This window comes from Klebsiella sp. HN106 (genome assembly GCF_051209435.1).
GTDB classification, from domain to species: domain Bacteria; phylum Pseudomonadota; class Gammaproteobacteria; order Enterobacterales; family Enterobacteriaceae; genus Klebsiella; species Klebsiella oxytoca.
Genome location: NZ_JBLURD010000006.1, coordinates 84,398 through 104,691 on the forward strand (window position 1 = coordinate 84,398; position 20,294 = coordinate 104,691).

Annotated in this window: 19 protein-coding genes and 1 other RNA gene; 7 read left to right on the forward strand and 13 right to left on the reverse strand. The window is 54.2% G+C overall.

What is annotated here, in order from left to right; genetic code table 11:
* Nucleotides 1-19 precede the first annotated feature (19 nt).
* The 12 genes from ACSIPU_RS16135 to ACSIPU_RS16190 all read right to left on the reverse strand — a co-directional run bounded on the left by ACSIPU_RS16135 (nt 20) and on the right by ACSIPU_RS16190 (nt 11,310).
* Nucleotides 20-712 carry a fimbrial biogenesis chaperone gene (locus tag ACSIPU_RS16135; RefSeq protein WP_004106031.1) on the reverse strand — a complete coding sequence of 231 codons (693 nt, stop codon included), beginning with the start codon at nt 710-712 and terminating at the stop codon, nt 20-22.
* Nucleotides 713-772: 60 nt separating this feature from the next.
* Complete coding sequence (locus tag ACSIPU_RS16140; protein WP_004106030.1) at nt 773-1,342, reverse strand: fimbrial protein; 570 nt, start codon at nt 1,340-1,342, stop codon at nt 773-775.
* 330 nt (nt 1,343-1,672) lie between these two features.
* Nucleotides 1,673-2,446, reverse strand: coding sequence for a DeoR/GlpR family DNA-binding transcription regulator (locus ACSIPU_RS16145; RefSeq protein ID WP_004106029.1), 774 nt, complete (start codon nt 2,444-2,446; stop codon nt 1,673-1,675).
* A 110-nt stretch (nt 2,447-2,556) separates the two neighbouring features.
* Nucleotides 2,557-3,600 (reverse strand): galactitol-1-phosphate 5-dehydrogenase, encoded by a 1,044-nt coding sequence (gatD, locus tag ACSIPU_RS16150; RefSeq protein ID WP_004115763.1) that lies wholly within the window; start codon nt 3,598-3,600, stop codon nt 2,557-2,559.
* Nucleotides 3,601-3,646: 46 nt separating this feature from the next.
* Nucleotides 3,647-5,020: a galactitol-specific PTS transporter subunit IIC gene (locus ACSIPU_RS16155; protein WP_017145366.1), complete on the reverse strand. Its 1,374-nt coding sequence runs from the start codon at nt 5,018-5,020 to the stop codon at nt 3,647-3,649.
* Between the two features lie 5 nt (nt 5,021-5,025).
* Entirely contained in the window at nt 5,026-5,310 is a 285-nt protein-coding gene (gene gatB / locus ACSIPU_RS16160) for a PTS galactitol transporter subunit IIB (protein WP_004106023.1), read from the reverse strand.
* A gap of 26 nt (nt 5,311-5,336) precedes the next feature.
* The gene (gene gatA / locus ACSIPU_RS16165) at nt 5,337-5,804 is read right to left on the reverse strand and encodes a PTS galactitol transporter subunit IIA (RefSeq protein WP_004106021.1); all 468 of its coding nucleotides are present in this window, start codon (nt 5,802-5,804) and stop codon (nt 5,337-5,339) included.
* A gap of 15 nt (nt 5,805-5,819) precedes the next feature.
* Nucleotides 5,820-7,091 carry a tagatose-bisphosphate aldolase subunit GatZ gene (gene gatZ, locus ACSIPU_RS16170; protein ID WP_064351604.1) on the reverse strand — a complete coding sequence of 424 codons (1,272 nt, stop codon included), beginning with the start codon at nt 7,089-7,091 and terminating at the stop codon, nt 5,820-5,822.
* 176 nt (nt 7,092-7,267) lie between these two features.
* Nucleotides 7,268-8,083 (reverse strand): HPr family phosphocarrier protein, encoded by an 816-nt coding sequence (locus ACSIPU_RS16175; RefSeq protein ID WP_004115756.1) that lies wholly within the window; start codon nt 8,081-8,083, stop codon nt 7,268-7,270.
* Nucleotides 8,084-8,093: 10 nt separating this feature from the next.
* A complete protein-coding gene (locus ACSIPU_RS16180; RefSeq protein ID WP_196550881.1) occupies nt 8,094-9,506 on the reverse strand; it encodes a PTS fructose transporter subunit IIC in 1,413 nt (470 codons plus the stop codon).
* 10 nt (nt 9,507-9,516) lie between these two features.
* A complete protein-coding gene (gene pfkB / locus ACSIPU_RS16185) occupies nt 9,517-10,431 on the reverse strand; it encodes a 1-phosphofructokinase (RefSeq protein ID WP_004115752.1) in 915 nt (304 codons plus the stop codon).
* A gap of 24 nt (nt 10,432-10,455) precedes the next feature.
* A complete protein-coding gene (locus tag ACSIPU_RS16190; RefSeq protein WP_004106011.1) occupies nt 10,456-11,310 on the reverse strand; it encodes a tagatose bisphosphate family class II aldolase in 855 nt (284 codons plus the stop codon).
* Between the two features lie 352 nt (nt 11,311-11,662).
* Between ACSIPU_RS16190 and ACSIPU_RS16195 the strand changes: the two genes are divergently transcribed.
* Together ACSIPU_RS16195 and ACSIPU_RS16200 are read left to right on the forward strand one after the other, a co-directional pair.
* Nucleotides 11,663-12,457 (forward strand): DeoR/GlpR family DNA-binding transcription regulator, encoded by a 795-nt coding sequence (locus tag ACSIPU_RS16195; RefSeq protein WP_162556702.1) that lies wholly within the window; start codon nt 11,663-11,665, stop codon nt 12,455-12,457.
* A gap of 10 nt (nt 12,458-12,467) precedes the next feature.
* The gene (locus ACSIPU_RS16200) at nt 12,468-13,415 is read left to right on the forward strand and encodes a sugar kinase (protein WP_004106007.1); all 948 of its coding nucleotides are present in this window, start codon (nt 12,468-12,470) and stop codon (nt 13,413-13,415) included.
* A 50-nt stretch (nt 13,416-13,465) separates the two neighbouring features.
* Here ACSIPU_RS16200 and garD read toward each other — a convergent pair whose 3' ends face one another.
* Nucleotides 13,466-15,037 carry a galactarate dehydratase gene (garD, locus tag ACSIPU_RS16205; protein ID WP_004106006.1) on the reverse strand — a complete coding sequence of 524 codons (1,572 nt, stop codon included), beginning with the start codon at nt 15,035-15,037 and terminating at the stop codon, nt 13,466-13,468.
* Between the two features lie 518 nt (nt 15,038-15,555).
* On the opposite strand from garD, the gene garP reads away from it, so the two are divergent.
* The 5 genes from garP (at nt 15,556) to rnpB (ending at nt 20,230) form a co-directional block, all read left to right on the forward strand.
* Complete coding sequence (gene garP, locus ACSIPU_RS16210; RefSeq protein ID WP_004106004.1) at nt 15,556-16,890, forward strand: galactarate/glucarate/glycerate transporter GarP; 1,335 nt, start codon at nt 15,556-15,558, stop codon at nt 16,888-16,890.
* Nucleotides 16,891-16,918: 28 nt separating this feature from the next.
* A complete protein-coding gene (garL, locus tag ACSIPU_RS16215) occupies nt 16,919-17,689 on the forward strand; it encodes a 2-dehydro-3-deoxyglucarate aldolase (RefSeq protein WP_004115747.1) in 771 nt (256 codons plus the stop codon).
* Nucleotides 17,690-17,717: 28 nt separating this feature from the next.
* Nucleotides 17,718-18,608, forward strand: a complete 891-nt coding sequence (garR, locus tag ACSIPU_RS16220) for a 2-hydroxy-3-oxopropionate reductase (RefSeq protein WP_004105999.1) — start codon at nt 17,718-17,720, stop codon at nt 18,606-18,608.
* 65 nt (nt 18,609-18,673) lie between these two features.
* Nucleotides 18,674-19,819 carry a glycerate 2-kinase gene (garK, locus tag ACSIPU_RS16225; protein WP_004105997.1) on the forward strand — a complete coding sequence of 382 codons (1,146 nt, stop codon included), beginning with the start codon at nt 18,674-18,676 and terminating at the stop codon, nt 19,817-19,819.
* Between the two features lie 32 nt (nt 19,820-19,851).
* Nucleotides 19,852-20,230, forward strand: an RNA gene (gene rnpB / locus ACSIPU_RS16230) — RNase P RNA component class A.
* The last annotated feature ends 64 nt before the right edge of the window (nt 20,231-20,294 follow it).

The following is a 20,294-nucleotide window of genomic DNA, read 5'->3' on the forward strand; positions in this document are numbered from 1 at the left end:
CGTCTTGTCTGCGTAAGCGTTATTGCAGTACCCGAGTTTCTTTTGCCGTGGTACCGCCATAGTCATTGATGGCGGCCCACTGCACGGTATTACCCGATGCGGCAGGTAGCGGAATTTGTTTGTGCTCGCCGGGAGCGATATAGTCAACCTGATTGGTTAAATCTGTTTTACCCAATGCGATGCCGGCAAATACCACGTAATAGGCGGATGGGTTATAGATGTCTAAGGTATTATTCGTTCGCTTATATTGTATAGATTTCCACGCATCCTGCGGGGCGCCTTTAAGATGCGCCGGGCGATAGAAAAGCTTTATTCTGGTTTTAAATACCAGGGTCAGCGCGTTGGTTTTTTCCGCTTCACTTTTCGATTGGGCCGGAATAGCCCGCACGTTAACGTAAAACAGCGACTCTTTATCTTCCGGCAAATTGCCTTCGGTTTTAATAATGCGCAATGAGGAGTCGTCGCCGGCATTCAGGCGAAACAGCGGCGGGGTCATAATAAACGGCCCGCGGATTGTTCCTTGCGGATTATCAATCCATGATTGCAATAAATAGGGCATTTTGCTGCTGTGATTGGCAACGGGCAGGGCGGCCTCTTTTTTACTGGCGTCGTAAATCACCCGCGTGGTTTGCAGAACGATCCCGCCGGCCAGGCTTTGGCTGACCCATCCTCCAAGCAACAAGGCCAATGCTACCAGGGTTTTCCCTTTCATCCTGCGGCTCCAATAAAAAGTTTTACCCACCATATGGTGGGTAAAAGCACAACGTGAGAATTAACGATAATCGATGGTAACGTCGACGGAAGCGTTCGCTTCCCCGGCGGTGATGGCCGAAGATTCAACGGTAGAGACGTAGTAAGCCTGCAGATTGACGTCCGTTTGTTCACCCGTGATATCAAAAGTGACCGGGGTGTCGTTCAGTTTATTGAGCGCCAGCTGGGCTCCGTCGGAAGCGCGGTCGATGCGAATACCGACGCCGGTCGCAGGCGTGGCCGAACCCGTTACTGCAACCAGATCGTTATTTGCGCCCGTAGTACCGCCATTACGCGTTTCCAGCCAGAGCTGGAACGACTTGCTTTCGCTGCCATCAACATGTTTCCAGGCTTCAGTTGGGCAATTGGTCAGCGGAATGGTGAACGGGGTAGTCGGTGATTTGTCGCCTACGGTTTTAAACTGGGTATTAGAGTAATGGCCCAGTTCAACATTTACCGTATCGCCGTTAGCGAATTCACAGGTAGAGGTGGTGATTTCACCCGTGAATTCAATAGTACCATCGCTTGCCCAGGCGCTGCCTGCAGCCATTGCCAGTAATCCAACTGCAACGGACTTTGCAATTACATTCATTTTTTACCTCATCCATGTATTTTTTTTGGAAAACATCTTTTATGGTGATTAAGCTTTTTTCATAAATCATCACGACGAAGATTATATTGAACTTTTTATGAATTCATATTGGCTGAGGCGGGTTTTAGGATTGTATTTATGGTAATTCGCTGTAAAGTTAAATGTGCTTAATTTACGTTTAAATAAAAGTTTTCAGGAATGGGTTTATGAACTGATTTTATTAAAAATGAATTCATGAACATACTGGTTGGCAAGCTATTTTTATAGGTTTTGTTTTTTATAATATTAATCAAGTGACAAAAGGCAGATGTTTAATATCTGCCGGGTTGTCTAGACGATTTGTAACTCAATGGGTGTGTTTTTTAACTCGGCGAGATATTCCCCGCTAATCCCGTCATCGGTAATCACGCAGTTTATTTTCTCCATCGGCAGAACCTGGTTGAAGCCGCGACGATTAAATTTGCTGGCATCCAGCACGGCAACGACCTTATGCGCAGCGGCGGCCATGACGCCGCTGATGGAGTAGCCTTCGTTGAAGGTCGTGATGCCGTTGGTGGTGTCGATACCGTCCGCGCCGACGAACATGAGATCGGCGCTGATGCCCTGAAGCGAGCGTTCAGCGATGGTGCCGTGCATCGAGTGCGTTTTGTGGCGCACGGTGCCACCGCACACCACCAGGGTGATATCTTTATTTTCTGAAAGCGTAAACGCTGCGGGTAAGCTATTGGTAATCACCGTAATATTGGTCATACGTACCAGCGCCTCGGCAATCAGCAGGGTGGTGCTGCCGCTATCCAGGATCACCGTCATGCCTTCGCTAATCATTGCCGCCGCGGCCTGGGCTATTCGCTTTTTCGGGTCGCTGGCCAGTTGATAACGCTCTTCCAGCACCACTTCCTGGCTATCTCCTTCGGTTAAATTACTGCCGGGCCTCGCGGCGCCGCCGTGAAAGCGGGTGAGTAATCCCTTTTCCTCCAGCAAGCGGAGATCGGCCCGGATAGTCACTTCGGAGATGCCAAAGAGATTCGAAAGGTCCAGCACCAATACGCTACCCTGCGTATTGACCATTTCGACAATTTTGTTCCTTCGCTCGAATGAGTTCATATTAATTTGCCTGATAATTAACTGATCTTAGTGTAATCGAAGGATAATGAAAGTTGAACGATAATTTTCGAAAGGTTATGTGAGCCAGCGCAGATTGCTGGCTCAGGCGGTCAGGAGAGTTTAAGCAGGATTTTCCCCTGCATCGGCGCGCCGTTGAGCGCCTGGACTTCGCGGGCAAAGCTTTCGGCATCGCCGATGTGGGCGATAAGCGGGGCAAGCTGAATGCGTTTTTCCGTCAGCAGCCGAGCCGCCGTTTGCCACTCTTCTCCCGGCCACGGACCGGAGTAATTCATCCAGCTACCAACGATAGTCAGCTCTTTACGGAGAATCTGGCCAAAGGTGGCGGAAGGCAGCGTCAAATCATGGTGCAACGTTCCCACCAGCGCCAGCTGCGCACGCGGTCCGGCGACCTCAATGCCCAGCGCTACGGTTTGCGGCGTGCCGGCGGTTTCCAGCACCAACTGGTCGAACTGAATCTCTTCCAGCGCCGTTTGAATCTGTTTGCCGCTCATCTCCTTACTGTTAAAGACGTGCGTTGCGCCGAGCGTTTTTGCCAGCTCCAGCTTCTGCGGGTTGATATCAATAGCCGTAATACTTTTGGCGCCCAGTTCGCGGGCGCACTGCAGCGCCAGCAGGCCAATCGTGCCTGCGCCAATAATAATCACGTTTTTCCCTTCGCAGCCCTGCGCCAGATGAAAGGCGTGCAGACCGACGGTAATCGGTTCAATAAACGCGCCGTCATCAATCGGCATCTGATCCGGCAGACGGAACAGGTTGGCGCGTTTAACCACCACGTACTGCGCATTTCCGCCTTCGCTGCGCGAACCGACAAACTGATACTGCTTGCAGAGAGAGTAATATTCGCGCTGACATTGGGGACAACTAAAGCAGGGGAGCAGAGGCACGCAGGCTACCGCGTCACCCGGTTGCAGGTCGGTCACTGCTGAGCCGTAAGATTCAACATAACCGCTGAACTCGTGACCCAGGGTGATGGGATAGTAGTGGGCGCCTTTGGCGAAGATGCGCGGAATATCAGAACCGCACAATCCAGAGCTGACGACTTTGACCAGGACATCGTTTTCCGTTTGTAGGGCCGGTATCGGGCGTTCTTCAACGCGCACTGTCCCCTCAGCATGGATAACCACTGATTGCATAATATTCTCCAGAAATGTCCGGGGGAGCGAATGCTCCCCCTTGAGATTAAGAAACGCTCGGGCTTTGCTGCGCGGCGGTGGCTTTCTCTGCGGCGGCGAAGCTGCGCGCCCGACGCCACGTCAACAGCACGCCGGCGACATAGATGACGCCGATAACCACAAAACCCACCACGTTTTGCCAGGTGAAGAGCTGAATGAGCAGCCAGGTAACCGGTGAACCGCCCTGGTCCATAGAGGCTACAAGACCGCCTGTCTTCAGAGCCCCGGCGTTAGCCGCCAGCTGGGTATGCAGGCCGATGGTCTGCGTCGCAATCCATAGCGTGATCCCCATCAGGATGATCCCGGAAATCAGCGTGCGGAACAGGTTCCCCTGGTGTACCGCCACCGCCATGGCGACGAAGAATCCAATGGTCGCGAGATCGCCGAACGGCAGGACCTGGTTGCCCGGCACCACAACCGCGATCAGAATAGTGAGCGGAATAAAGATCAGGCTGGCCGATACGACCGAGGTATGCCCAAGCAGTAGCGCCGGATCGAGACCAATCAGGAAATCCTGGCCGCCAAACTTCGCCTGCAGACGTTTACGCGCCTGTTTGGCAATCGGGTTCAGGCCATCCATGATAGGTTTGATAACGCGCGGCATCAGCAGCATGACGGCCGCGGTTTTGACCGCCAGCTGGAGAATTCCCTTCAGGTCGTAGCCCGCCAGCGCGCCGATGACCAAACCCATCACAAAACCGACGGTGACCGGTTCGCCAAACGGACCGAAGCGTTTCTGAATGTCGTCAGCGCTGAAGTGAATGCGGTTCAGGCCGGGGATTTTTTCGATAATCGTATCGACCAGCACCGCTATCGGCCCTAAATAAGCCGAGCTACCGTGCGGTATGGCGATGCCATCAAGGCCGAAAAAGTCGCGGGTATCCTTCGCAAACCAGTCGCCGAGCTTGTAAACGAAAGCTGCATGCACCACTACGCCAAGAATACCAATCCAGTAAGAACCGGTCGCGATATGCAGCATGGCGCCGGTAAAGGTCATATGCCAGATGTTCCAGATATCGACGTTCACGACGCGAGTCATCCGGGTGACCAGCATGAAAATGTTGACTGCGATGGCGATAGGAATCGCCACCAGCGCGATTTGCGACGCCCAGGTCATCGGTGACGACCCCGGCCAGCCAATATCAATCACGTGCAGGTTAATCTGGAAATGCTCAGCCATCGCTTTTGCCGCCGGGCCGATAGAGTCGAGCATCAGGCCGATAACCAGGCCGATACCGACAAAGCCAATGCCGATATGCAGGCCAGATTTAAAACAATCCCCGAGCTTCATCCCCAGTATTTTGGAGAAGATAATGATCACGATAGGCAGCATCACCGTCGGACCAAGATCGAGGATATAACGCATGATTTCGCTAAACATGGGCGTTACTCCGTCAGGATGTTCAGGATTTTTTGCTGCAGCTCTTCAATGCCTACGCCGGATATGAAAGGCATACCGTGAACCACCGGAATGTCGCCAAAGGTTCTGTCAACCCGGGCGGTGGTGCAAATGAGGTGTGCGCCGTCCATATAGGTTTCGATTTCATTCACCCGGCACTGCACCAGGTCCAGCTCGATGCTGTGGTCCGCGCACAGATCTTTGATCTCTTCTGCGGCCATGGTCGAGGTGGCGACAGCGCCGCCACAGGCGACGATTACTTTGCGTTTCATAGGGTACCCCTTTTATTATCAGTGTCTTATAAAGCCTGAGCGCTCGGCTCTGACTCAAGGATAGAGCGCCGAAACAGCTCGGGCAGCTGCTCCTGCGGGGCAGCGAGCAATGCTTCAAGCGTGGTCGGGTTCTGTAGCTCACTAAATAACCGGCGCAGCAGCTGTAGCTGTGCAGTCGGATTTTCTACAATCAGCGCGATGATTAACGAAACGTCGATTTCGCCGTCGTCGTCAGCACGCTGAAAAGGGACCGGATTGTCCGGGCGAATCAGATAGATAGCCGGAGACTTCGCATGTACCGCCTCGCAGTGGGGAATCGCGACCGCATGCTGCTCCAGCGCAATACCGGTTGGGAAAGTCGCTTCTCGTTCGAGCAGCGCCAGCGGATAGCTATCGTGCACGACGCCGCGCGCCAGCATCTCTTCGCCAATGTGTTCCAGCGCCTGCTGGCTGGAACGAAAATGAATGCCGGTACGAACAAACAATTGACTCATAAATCCTCTTTAACTTCAGGCGATTTCAGATGAACAGCCGTAACGGTAGGCACGCAGCACATCCTGAATTTTGTCGAGGATGAGGTCGTGCGGTACGGCGGCGAGTTCGTTTAACGACAGTCGTTCAAACTGCACGGGCATATACTGGCTGATAAGGCCCAAAGGCAGCTTAGTTTCGGTCAGGTTTGCCATTAACTTTTCCACGCTCTGGCGAATACGCGGATGCGGCCAGTAGTAGCGAATGCGATCGGACAGGCTGAAGTGAATATCAACCATTGCCTGGCTCCAGGTCGGACGATAGTACTTCTGCCAGTAGCCCGGTTCGTTAAGCATCACTTCATCAATCACTTCCATTACGCGGCTGCGGGACTCCGGAGCGACCAGTTCATTCTCCATTTGCGCGAGAGCAAAGATGGCTTCACGCAGCGCGAAGGTTAGCGCCGGACCCACTTTCAGGATGGCGTAATGGTCGCGTACCAGCGCCCGGTAGGCCTGACGGGACTGGTAGTCAGTCGAGTGCGCTTCGTAGACCATGGGCGTGCTTTCGATCCACGCGGAGAGTGCTTTGGCTGCCTCCGGTTGGTAATGAATAATTTGCGTATGGTCGAACTCAACGCCGGGCTGCACCACGATAGCGATGACGCGATCCAGCGCGGCGTTCAGCCCCAGATTACGAAAGGCGGCTTCATGGGTTTCCAGCGTTGCCGCCGCATCCTGGGCGCGGGTCACGTGGACGCTGCCGATGGTGCTGGCTTCGCCGCCGGGAACCGGAACTTCGGTGCCGATGACGTAGGTCAGATGGCGTTTCTGCTCGTCGGTTGCGGTCTCTTCCGCAGCCTGGCACAGGCGAGCGGCGCGTTCGGCGACGACGGCCGGGTTCAGCGGCACCGGATCGTCTGCACAGGACATTGAAGCATCGAGATGGATTTTGCTGAATCCTGCGGCGACGTAGGCTTTAATCAGATCGACTGATTTTTCCATCGCTTCAGCGGCGGGTTCGCCCTGCCAGCAGTTGGGGCCGAGATGGTCGCCGCCGAGGATGATGCGTTCTGACGGGAAACCGACTTCGCGGGCGATTTTATTTACGAAATTACGGAAGTCCGCAGGCTGCATTCCGGTGTAGCCGCCAAACTGGTTAACCTGGTTAGAGGTGGCCTCGATGAGGACCTTATTGTTGGTATGCAGATCGAAACGTAGCGCGGCTTCGATGACCAACGGGTGTGCGGAACAAACTGAGCAGATGCCGATGTGTTCGCCAGCTTTGTGGCGGGAAATAATATCTTTCATTTCAAACCTCCGTTTTCTTTCGAATATATTCGTTATGTTTTGTTTTGCTCGCAAACTCCTTTGTTTTGATTTGTGATCAATCTCGAAAAAAAGAAAGGTAAAACGTAATGTTGCGAAAGTTAAAGATAAAAAAACGCTCTGGCGATGACGGCAGAGCGTTTTTAATTGTTTGAAATTTAACTAAATAATCGAGACAGCCAGCTCCGTTTAGGTTTTTCTACGGGCGGAACGGCACGCTGCGGCTGAGCGGCGATTTCGCCTAATCCGGCATTAAAGGCCGCGCCAATAGCCTCCAGCGCCTGATGAGCATCCTCTCCGCTGGCCATAAAGTGCAGCCGATGGCCCTGTTTTGCACCGAGAGAGACAACCCGCATCAGATTTTTGGCGTCAACAATGGCGGAACGCGTGTCGAGATTTTCCACCCGGATTTGCGACTGCCACTGCTTCACCGCTTTCACCAGTACCGCGCTTGGTCTCGCGTGCAGTCCGTGGGGATTGCGCAGGGTAAAGGTCGCCTCTTCGTCGAACATCGGGGGCGGTTCCGTCTCTTCTCCTCCGGCCGGGAAGATATTGCCGGCCAGTATCTCCAGCACCGCCTGTGGGCTCTCAGCACGCGAAAGCGCTGCCGGCACGCGCTCATCGCTCAGGGCGTGGGTAAGCTGGCGGAGAATATCAAGGTGTTCGTTATCCTGGGCGGCGATGCCCACAATCAGATATGCCGTTTGTTCTTCTCCCCAATCCACACCCTGCGGGCAGGCCAGTACTTTGACACCGGTTTTCAGTACCGCATCGCGGCTCTGTGGCGTGCCGTGAGGGATCGCGATACCGTTGCCGAGGTAAGTGCTGATTTGTCCTTCACGGTCGCGCATGCCGCTCAGATAAGCGGGCGTGGTATGCCCGGCTTCGGTTAATTTGCCAACGACGCGTTGCAGCGCTTCATCTTTCGTTTTGATCGCGCGATCGAAATGGATATCTGCGCAAGTCAGTTGCATACATAGCTCCTTATTTAATAGCGCCGGCCAGCGATGTCGCTTCCAGGGCCCGCTTTTGCCACAGCCTCCAGCATCCCAGCATGACCGCGCCGCAGGCGGAACCGGCGAGAATGCACAGCACCCACATCAGTGGTTTGCTCACCAGCGGCAGGATCAGGAAGCCGCCGTGCGGAGCGGGAACCTGAATATGCAGGCTGTAGCTAAGAACCGCAGAGATGGAAGAGGCGATCATCATCATGGGGATAACGCGTAAAGGATCTTTCGCGGCGAACGGAATAGCGCCTTCAGTAATATGGGTGCAGCCGAGAATATAGTTGACCATCCCGGCGGCGCGCTCTTCTTCGCTGAACCCTTTCGGGAAGAAGGTCGTTGCCAGAGCGATAACCAGCGGCGGTGTGATGCAGGCGGCGGAAACCCCGGCCATAAAGAAGTAGTTGCCCTGGCCAAGCAGCAGCGTACCGGTGACGTAGGCGGCTTTATTCACCGGGCCGCCGAAGTCGAAGGAGCACATCGCGCCGACCACAATACCTAACAGAATCGGGTTTGCTTCCTGTAATGAACTTAGCCAGTTCATCATCGCGTTATTGATGGCGGCGACGGGTTGACCGAGGAGGACCATCATTACACCAATCACCAGCACGCCGATGAGCGGCATAATGAATATCGATTTGAGCCCTTCATACTGTCGCGGCAGGCCGTTGAGCATATTGCGGATCAGCAGCATAAAATAACCGGCGGCAAAACCGGCGATAATTCCGCCGAGAAAGCCTGCGCCGGTCGCATTGGCCAGTAAGCCACCGACGAAGCCCGCGACCATACCGGGACGCCCGGAAATAGACCAGGCGATATAGGCGGTGAAAATCGGTACCATGATTGAGAAGGCTTGTTGGCCCACTTTCATTAGCGTTGCGGCGATCGCGTTATATTGCGGCGAGTTTGCATCGGCGGAGTAGATGCCCCACAGGAAGGAGATGGCAATCAAAATCCCTCCCGCTACGACAAACGGCAGCATGTTGGACACGCCGCTCATCAGGTGCTTATAAACCTGACGGCCGAAAGACTCTTGCTCGTATTTCTCCGTTGACTCGGCGGAAGCAGAAATTCCCTGGCGACGCGCCGCCTGACCGCCGATCACTTTATTAATTAAATCGGCCGGATGGTGAATGGCTTCTTTAACCGGAACCTCAATGACCGGCAGGCCATTAAACCGCTCGGCGTTCACGTCTTTATCGGCGGCGATAATCACGCCATAAATATCTTTTAAATCCGCGGGGGTAATCGCGTTTTCAACGCCGGAAGCGCCGTTGGTTTCCACTTTAATATCGACATTTAATTTCTTTGCTGCGGTTTTTAAGGCCTCTTCAGCCATAAAAGTATGTGCAATACCCGTAGGGCAGCCGGTAACTGCAATGATTTTTTTCATAATCGGACCTTTATAATTGGACGACCTGAATTTGTTGTAATAATTCTTCTGTGCGTTGTAATTTGCCTAACCCGGCGGAAGCGGCGACATCGGCGCCGGTCGCGCTGGCTAATGCCAGAGCGTGAGTGACATCTTCTTTGTTAAGCCATTTACTGAGAAAAGCACCCAGTGCGGCGTCACCAGCGCAGGCGGAGCTGACCAGTTCAATTTTCGGTGCGGAGCAAAACCACACGCCTTCGCCGTTGGAAAAGTAGAGACCCTCGGCTCCCATCGTCAGCAGCACGTTGCGAGCGCCCAGTTGATGCAGCGTGCGCATGGCCTCACGCACCTGCTGGCGGCTACTGACGTCAAGACCGAAGATTTCCCGCAGCTCGTCATCGTTGGGTTTAATCAACAATGGCCGCAATTCCAGCAGCTGGCGCAGTACCGGATGGCTGATATCGAGAATAACTTCACAGCCTTTCTGCTGGCATAATTCAATGATTTCAGCATAAAATCGGCTTTCAATTCCCGGCGGCAGGCTGCCGCTGATCGCTAAATAATCCCCGGAAGTGACGCATTGCAGATGATGAATAACCTGTTGTTTGCACTCATCATCAATTTTTGCTCCGGGATTAACGAGCTTATATTCCTCAGCTCCGTCATTAATAAAAATATTAATTCGGGTTGGCTCAGAGACCCATGCCGGCGTCACTTTAATGTTTTTCTGACGTAACTCTTCCACAATATAACGGCCAGTGAAACCACCGAAAATGCCCATAATGTGAGTGGGCTGCTGATAGTGATTTAATATCAGCGAAACGTTCACTCCTTTGCCATTCGGGCAATATTCCGTGTGCCGGGTTCGGTTCACTGCCGACGGCTTCAGCGGATCGCAAAAGATATTCATATCGATTGCAGTATTGAGTGTCAGGGTATGGATCACGACATTGCTCCTTCGATCCGAAAATTACAGTTGTCCTTCACAGCCGCAAACGTGAATGACTTTGCGTACGATATCCTTCATCGCCGCTTTTGCCGGTTTCATATAATGACGCGGATCGTTAGCGTCTGGATTTTCCTCGAAATAGTGCTTCAGGGCATCGGAGAAGGCGATTTTCAGCTCGGTGGCGACGTTGACCTTGCACACGCCCAACGAGATTGCCCGGCGGATATCGCTATCGGCCAGACCCGATGCGCCATGAAGAACCAGAGGAACCTCAACGCGATCGCGAATGGCGGCGAGGCGGTCAAAATCGAGCTTGGGTTCTGCAGCGTACATGCCGTGGGCAGTACCGATAGCGACCGCCAGCGAGTCGATACCGGTGCGGGCGACAAATTCACGCGCCTGTTCCGGGTTGGTATACAGCGCATCTTTTGCATCGACCACGAGATCATCTTCCACACCGCCCAGGCGACCAAGCTCGGCTTCGACGCTGGCATCATAACGGTGGCTCAGTTCAACCACGCTCTTGACTAACGCGACGTTTTCTTCAAAAGGTGCGTGTGAACCGTCGATCATGACCGAGCGGATACCGGCCTGTACTTTACGTGTGATATCGGCCAGATCTTCATGGTGATCGAGGTGGACCGCTAAAGGGAGATCCCAGATCTTAGCCAGATCGCGAGCGATCGCCACCACGTTACCGGTTCCTGCATAGCTATAAGTTCCAGGGGTGCCGGCAAGGATCAGCGGAGAACGCAGCTCGGCCGCCGTCTCTACCACCACCTGCATCGTTTCCAGGTTGTGGATATTAAAGGCCGGAACAGCGTATCCAAGCCGCTGAGCTTTCAACAGCATGTTTTTACTCGAGATAATGTACATTCTTGCTCCTTAACTTTCATTTTGTAAATTTATTTGTTACTTACGCCTTCGTTTTGAAAGTAATGTAGCGATCGCTACGTTTTGTTGTTGTGATCAATCGCACACTACTGTGATGTTATTTTAAAAATGAAAGTTATATGCTCTTGTTTGTTTTCTTTTTTAAAAGTATCTTAAAAAGCGTGATTAAACATAACCTACTGAATTAAATAATTTTAATTCGCTATTGAATGCTTAAAGAAGGCCTGGCGTTTGACAATGCAGCGGGGAAATTTAAAAATGAAAGTTATTCTGGGAGAAAATAAGAAGGCACAACACTGTGGCAAAACCGTCTACAAGTCTGCTGAAAAGGCGCCTGGACATCGCGGAGATCGTGCGCAAAAACGGAGAGATCAAAGTCGACGATCTGGCTGAAATGCTGGCTGTATCTGGGGTAACGATCCGTAATGACCTGAACTACCTTGAACAGCAGGGCTACCTTAAGCGCTCGTTTGGCGGCGCAATTTACACTTCCCAGGCCGGGACCCCGATCGCCTTGGCTCAGGAGGCTCCGGTAGTAACGGATAAAGCCCTGGAGACCGAAATGGCTCGCCAGATCGCCGTGCAGATCGAAGATAGCGAAACGCTCTTTCTGGGGCAGGGGTCGATCTTACGCAAAGTGATCCCGTTCCTTGCTGGCTATGACGAGCTTTGTCTGCTGTTAAACGACCTGGCGCATGTGCCGCTGGCGCAGGAGTTTCTGAATGGGGAAACCGTGCTGCTCGGCGGCGTACTCGGGAGCAGCGGCAAAATAGTCGAAGGCGATCTGGCGCTGAACGCGCTGGGTCAATATCGCCCCTCACGAGCGCTGATCGCTGTCGACCACATTGCGGAAGATGGCACCTTGAGCGTCAGACAGGAAGCCAGCGCTCGCCTGCTGAGCGAAGCGGTGGCGCAAAGTGAGAGGGTGATTGCGGTCGTTGCGCATCGTCCGGTGTATGGCGATAAACGCTACGCGATTGGCGACTTGCAGCAAATTAGCGGCATCGTGACGCCGCAGGTGGTCGCCGCGGAGTATCACGCCCGCCTTCTCGCCGCTGGCATGACTAACAGCTATACCAACAACGAGTGCCTGACATGGCTCAACCCTGCTTTGCAGAAGGCAAAGTAAAGGAGCGATGATGAATGTGACCATTTGCACCATCGGCGAACTACTGGTGGAGTTTCTGGCAAAAGAAGAGAACCAGGGTTTTTCTCGCCCGGGTGAATTTTGGGGGCCATATCCCAGCGGCGCCCCGGCAATTTTCGCCGATCAGGTGGCAAAGCTGGGGCTGGGCTCGGTGCTTTTCAGCTGTGTCGGCAACGATGCGTTTGGTGAAATGAATATCGCGCGGCTGGAAAGCGACGGCGTAAACGTTAATGGGATCGCCATACTGCAAAAGGCGACCACCGGCAGCGCTTTCGTGAGCTACCGTAGCCAGGCGCAGCGCGATTTTATTTTTAATATGCCGAACAGCGCCTGTGGTTTGCTAACCGCTGACCATATTGACGACCGTCTGCTTAACCAGTGCAATCATTTTCACATTATGGGCTCTTCGCTGTTTTCGTTTCGCATGATCGACGCGATGCGTAAAGCGATTGAAAATATTAAAGCGCGCAACGGCACGGTTTCGTTCGATCCGAATATCCGCAAAGAGATGCTCAACATCCCTGAAATGTCGCAGGCTTTTGAATATATCCTTGATTATACAGATATTTTTTTGCCCAGCGATGGCGAACTGGATTACTTTGGCCTCAACCCTGGGCGCAATGAGCAGGTGCTGGTGGATAAGCTTTTAAAGCGCGGCGTTAAGCACGTGGTAATTAAACGCGGCCCGCGCGGAGCGAGCTATTACAGCGCCAGAGAAACGCATCATGCTGCCGGTTTTCATGTCCCGGTTGTCGATCCGACGGGGGCCGGCGACTGCTTTGGCGCCACCTTTGTCAGCCTTTTCCTGTCCGGCGCATCGCCGCAGGAGGCGCTGAGATGGGCCAACGCCAGCGGCTCTCTGGCGATTACCCGGCGTGGGCCGATGGAAGGGACTTCCACCAAAGCGCAGATAGAGGGGTTTCTCAACGCGCATCAATAGCAGAGGTATCCCGCCCGAAGCATCACGAGCGGGATAAGTTGCTGAGCCGATCAGGTCACCGGCGCCGGGTTAAACACCGCCAGCTGATTGTGCAGGCCCCACTGATCTGAGAAAGTCTTCTTGCGGCCGCTGGCGACATCAAGAATAAATTCAAACAGCTTCAGCCCTACCTCTTCAATGGTTTCTTCGCCGGTGGCGATGGTTCCCGCATTGATATCCATTAGGTCATACCAGCGGTTTGCCAGCTCGGTACGCGTCGCCATTTTAATCACCGGTACGGCGACCAGGCCATACGGCGTACCGCGACCGGTAGTAAAGACCTGCACAGTGATCCCGGAGGCCACCTGCTGAGTACCGCAGACGAAGTCGCTCGCCGGCGTCGCGGCGTAAATCAAACCGCGTTTGGTCGGGCGCTGCCCCGGAGAGAGCACTTCGGCAATCGCGCTCTTTCCGGATTTAGCGATAGAACCCAGCGCCTTTTCTACAACGTTGGCCAGACCGCCTTTTTTATTGCCCGGGGAGGGGTTGGCGCTGCGGTCGGTTTTACCCATATCAAGATAGTTATCGTACCAGGCCATCTCCTCCAGCAGGCGTCTGCCGACTTCTTCGTTGATGGCGCGCGGCGTCAGCAGATGAATCGCATCGCGTACTTCGGTGACTTCGGAAAACATGACGGTCGCCCCGCAGCGCACCAGCAGATCGGAGGCATAGCCCACCGCCGGGTTGGCGGTCACGCCAGAAAACGCATCGCTGCCGCCGCACTGCATACCGACCACCAGTTCGGAGGCCGGGCAGGTTTCGCGCTGGCGCTGGTTCAGCTTCTCCAGATGGCGCTCGGCGACCTGCAGAATGTCATCCACCATTGATTTAAAACCGACGTGCTTCTCATCCTGCAGGCTGACGATGCTGGCGCTATCTACGGGAATGCTTTTTACATCGTCGGTGCCTTCCAGCAGGCGCTCCGGCTGCAGTTTCTCGCAGCCAAGGCCAATCACCATCACTTCGCCGCCGAAGTTTGGATTGAGGGCCAGGTTATGAATGGTGCGGATCGGAACGACCGCTGCCGGAGCGTTAATCGCCACGCCGCAGCCATAAAGATGGTTCAGACCCACGACGCCATCGACGTTGGGATACTTCGGCAGCAGATCGCGTTCGATAATTTTCACTACGTAATCGACGACTCCCGCCACGCAGTGCACGCTGGTGCTAATACCGAGCAGATTTTTGGTGCCAACGCTGCCGTCGGCGTTGCGATAGCCTTCGAAGGTATAGCCTTCCAGCGGCGGCAGCGGCGCCGGAACTTTGGTCGCCAGAGGTAAGGTGTGCAGAGGCGGCGCCTTCGGCAGTTCCACCAGCGATTCGTCAATCCAGCTGCCCTGCGGAATATCGCGTACCGCGTAGCCAATCACCTCGCCATAGCGGATGATTTCACCGTGTACAGGAATATCGACCAGCGCGACCTTGTGGCCTTGCGGGATATGCTCAACCAGCGTGAGCCCGTCAGGGAAACGCGTTCCGGCTTTTAAACCTCGATCGTTAACAATAATCGCCACGTTATCCGTTTCGTGCACTTTTATATAAAACGCCGTTGGCGATTCTTGTCTAATTTCAATGTCAGCCATTGTCCAGTATTCTCCAGCAAGGTGCGAATAATAAAATAAAACGTTTATACCCGTCATATTTCAAGCTGCATTTGCGTTGGCTTTCCTCGCTCACCCCAGTCACTTACTTTAGTAAGCGCCAGGGGATTCCCTGCGTTGCCGCCTTCATGCAACTCGAAATATTTAGGGTATATTCAATTTCTGATGCGCAGATTTGTGAAATAAAGAATGTCAGGTGTTTGAATTTGAAAATGTGATCTAAATCACCCATTGCTACGCAAGAGAACCCGCGCATGGGGGAAATCGCTGGAACTGTGGATCAGCGCCCATTGATTATTGCATTTGCACAACATTAGAGATAATTAAACGCCATTTACAGGTTGTATGCACAGTGTTTAACGGTCGCAAGCTGATTATACTGAGTCATGCTTGCAATGCGCCGGATGAGTAAATCGATACCTCCTGATATTGATTTCTGAATAATTAAGAATCACACCAAAATAAATAATGGAAGGTGTGTTGTACCTGAGGAATATGAGATGAGTCTGGATGCAACAATAGAACAGAAAAAAAGTGTGCCAACCCGCTATTTAATTCTGTTAATTATTTTTATTGTCACTGCCGTTAACTATGCCGACCGCGCGACGCTTTCGATCGCCGGTACCGAGGTGGCGAAAGAGCTGCAGCTGAGTGCGGTCTCAATGGGCTATATTTTCTCCGCTTTTGGCTGGGCCTACCTGCTAATGCAAATCCCCGGCGGCTGGCTGCTCGATAAATTTGGATCGAAAAAGGTCTACTCTTACAGCCTGTTCTTCTGGTCGCTGTTCACCTTCCTGCAAGGCTTTGTGGATATGTTTCCGCTGGCGTGGGCGGGCATCTCAATGTTTTTTATGCGCTTTATGCTGGGCTTCTCTGAAGCGCCATCTTTCCCGGCAAACGCCCGTATCGTCGCGGCGTGGTTTCCGACGAAAGAGCGCGGCACCGCATCGGCGATCTTTAACTCCGCGCAGTATTTCTCCCTGGCGCTGTTCTCGCCGCTGCTGGGCTGGCTGACCTTTGCCTGGGGTTGGGAGCATGTCTTCACCGTCATGGGCGTGATTGGCTTTGTGCTGACCGGCCTGTGGATAAAACTGATCCATAATCCCACTGACCATCCGCGCATGACGCAAGAGGAGCTGAAGTTTATCTCCGAGAATGGCGCAGTCGTTGATATGGACCATAAAAAGCCCGGCAGCGCGGCGGCCAGCGGTCCGAAGCTTCACTATATCAAGCAGCTGTTGACCAACCGCATGATGCTGGGCGTATTCTTCGGTCAATATTTTATCAATACCATTACCTGGTTCTTCCTCACCTGGTTTCCGATTTATCTGGTGCAGGAAAAGGGTATGTCGATTCTGAAAGTGGGTCTGGTCGCATCGATTCCGGCGCTGTGCGGTTTTGCCGGCGGCGTGCTGGGCGGCGTGTTCTCTGACTATCTGATTAAACGCGGTTTTTCCATCACCGTGGCGCGTAAGCTGCCGATCGTCCTCGGAATGCTGCTCGCTTCCACCATCATTCTGTGTAACTACACCAATAATACCGCGCTGGTGGTCACCCTGATGGCGCTGGCATTCTTCGGTAAAGGGTTTGGCGCGCTGGGCTGGCCGGTGATTTCCGATACTGCGCCGAAAGAGATTGTTGGCCTGTGCGGCGGCGTATTTAACGTATTTGGTAACGTTGCTTCCATCGTAACCCCGCTGGTTATCGGTTACCTGGTGAGCGAACTGCACTCATTCAACGCAGCGCTGGTCTTTGTTGGATGTTCCGCCCTGATGGCGATGGTTTGCTATCTGTTTGTGGTCGGCGACATCAAACGTATGGAACTGCAGAAATAATTAACGGTTAAGTGACAAGGTATAAGTGATGAATAACGATATCTTCCCGAATAAATTTAAGGCGGCCCTGGCGGCGCATCAGGTTCAGATTGGCTGCTGGTCCGCGCTGGCGAGCCCAATTAGCACCGAAGTTTTAGGCCTGGCCGGTTTCGACTGGCTGGTACTGGACGGCGAACATGCGCCGAACGATATCTCTACCTTTATCCCGCAGCTGATGGCGCTGAAAGGTAGCAACAGCGCGCCGGTCGTTCGCGTACCGACCAACGAACCGGTGATCATTAAACGCCTGCTGGATATCGGTTTTTATAACTTTCTGATCCCGTTTGTAGAAACGGAAGAGCAGGCGATTAACGCCGTTGCCTCAACCCGCTATCCGCCTGAAGGCATTCGCGGCGTATCCGTCTCGCACCGCGCCAATATGTTTGGCACCGTGCCGGATTACTTCGCGCAGTCGAACAAAAATATCACCATTCTCGTGCAAATCGAGAGCCAGCAGGGCGTGGATAACGTTGATGCGATAGCCGCCACGCCTGGCGTGGACGGTATTTTTGTCGGCCCAAGCGATCTGGCCGCTGCGCTGGGTCATCTGGGCAATGCTTCCCATCCGGAAGTTCAAAAAGCAATCCAGCACATTTTTGCCAGCGCGAAGAAGCACGGTAAGCCGAGCGGTATTCTGGCGCCGGTTGAAGCCGACGCGCGCCGCTATCTGGAATGGGGCGCGACCTTTGTCGCCGTCGGCAGCGACCTGGGCGTTTTCCGTTCTGCCACGCAGAAGCTGGCTGACTCCTTTAAGAAATAACCACCACCGAAACTAGAGAGATAAAGACATGACAATGAAAGTTGGTTTTATTGGCCTCGGTATCATGGGTAAACCAATGAGTAAAAACCTCCTCAAGGCGGGTTACTCGTTGGTGGTTGCTGACCGTAATCCGGAAGCGATTGCCGAAGTGATTGCCGCAGGCGCAGAAACCGCCGCATCAGCGAAAGCGATTGCCGAGCAGTGCGATGTGATCATCACCATGCTGCCGAACTCCCCGCACGTGAAAGAGGTCGCGCTGGGCGAAGGCGGGATCATTGAAGGCGCGAAGCCGGGCACCGTTTTGATTGATATGAGCTCCATCGCGCCGCTGGCGAGCCGCGAAATCAGCGAAGCGCTGAAAGCGAAGGGCGTCGATATGCTGGATGCCCCGGTCAGCGGCGGCGAACCGAAGGCTATCGACGGTACGCTGTCGGTGATGGTGGGCGGTGATAAAGCGATTTTCGATAAATATTACGATCTGCTGAAAGCGATGGCGGGATCCGTGGTACACACCGGCGAGATCGGCGCGGGCAACGTCACCAAGCTGGCCAACCAGGTGATTGTGGCGCTGAACATTGCGGCGATGTCCGAAGCGCTGACGCTGGCGACTAAAGCGGGCGTGAACCCGGATCTGGTTTATCAGGCCATCCGCGGCGGGCTGGCCGGGAGCACCGTGCTGGATGCCAAAGCGCCGATGGTGATGGATCGTAACTTTAAGCCGGGCTTCCGTATCGATCTGCATATTAAAGATCTGGCGAATGCGCTGGATACTTCTCACGGCGTGGGCGCCCAGCTGCCGCTGACCGCCGCAGTAATGGAGATGATGCAGGCGCTGCGCGCTGATGGCCTGGGTACCGCCGACCATAGCGCACTTGCATGCTACTACGAAAAACTGGCGAAAGTGGAAGTCACTCGCTAACAAGAAGGGCGCGGATGCGCGCCCTGTAATTCTTGCCTTGCGCGGCACTGTCAGGCTACATAACTATGAAAATCGTAATCGCCCCAGACTCTTATAAAGAAAGCCTCTCGGCCACCGAGGTTGCTCAGGCTATAGAAAAAGGTTTTCGGGAAATTTTCCCCGATGCGCTCTACGTGAAGGTTCCTCTCGCTGATGGCGGAGAAGGTACCGTTGAGGCGATGATTGCCGCGACGCAGGGAACCGAGATGAGCGCCTGCGTGACGGGGCCGCTGGGTCTCCCGGTTGATGCCTGCTGGGGGCTTTCCGGTGACGGCAAAACCGCGTTTATCGAAATGGCTGCGGCCAGCGGGCTGGGGCTCGTGCCGCCCGTACAGCGTAACCCGCTATTGACGACATCGCGCGGTACCGGCGAGCTGATTCTGCAGGCGCTGGATCACGGGGCGAAAAATATCATCATTGGCATTGGCGGCAGCGCCACCAACGATGGCGGCGCAGGAATGGTGCAGGCGCTGGGCGCGCGGCTTTGCGATGCCAACGGCGCAGAGATTGGCAACGGCGGCGGTAGTCTGTGTAGCCTCAATTCGATAGATATCTCCGGTCTTGATGCCCGACTGCATGATTGCGCTATTCGGGTCGCCTGCGATGTCACCAATCCGCTGATCGGCGATAGCGGCGCGTCAAGAATTTTTGGCCCGCAGAAAGGGGCTACCGAAGCGATGATCCGCGAGCTGGACAGCAATCTGGCGCACTATGCCGATATTATTAAGGCCGATCTGCATGTCGATGTGAAGCAGGTTGCCGGTGCGGGCGCGGCGGGCGGTATGGGTGCCGCGCTGATGGCGTTTCTGAAGGCTGAATTACGCAGCGGGATTGAAATCGTGACCCAGGCGCTGAACCTGGAAGAGCATATCCTTGATTGTTCGCTGGTGGTGACCGGCGAAGGTCGGCTGGATAGCCAGAGTATTAACGGTAAAGTGCCGGTTGGCGTGGCAAGCGTGGCGAAAAAGTATCATAAGCCGGTGATTGGCATCGCCGGTAGTCTGACCCGGGACGTCGGTGTGGTTCACCAGTATGGGATTGATGCGGTGTTTAGCGTGCTGACCAGCGTAACGACGCTCGAAGAGGCGTTTCGCGGCGCGGCGGACAATATTTATCATGCGTCGCGTAATATTGCGGCGACATTGCAGGTTGGGATGGCGACGGAAGGATGACAACCGTCGGTAAACCCTCTATACTTCGCGCCGAAGCTGACCAGACAGTCGCCGCTTCGTCGTCGTCCTCTTCGGGGGAGACGGGCGGAGGGGAGGAAAGTCCGGGCTCCATAGGGCAGGGTGCCAGGTAACGCCTGGGGGGCGCAAGCCCACGACCAGTGCAACAGAGAGCAAACCGCCGATGGCCCACGCAAGTGGGATCAGGTAAGGGTGAAAGGGTGCGGTAAGAGCGCACCGCGCGTCTGGTAACAGTTCGCGGCACGGTAAACTCCACCCGGAGCAAGGCCAAATAGGGGTTCACAAGGTACGGCCCGTACTGAACCCGGGTAGGCTGCTTGAGCCAGTGAGCGATTGCTGGCCTAGATGAATGACTGTCCACGACAGAACCCGGCTTAACGGTCAGCTTCAACTTTTCAGCAAAACCCCTGCCAGCAATGGCGGGGGTTTTTGCTTCTGGCTTCGGGTTGAAACACGG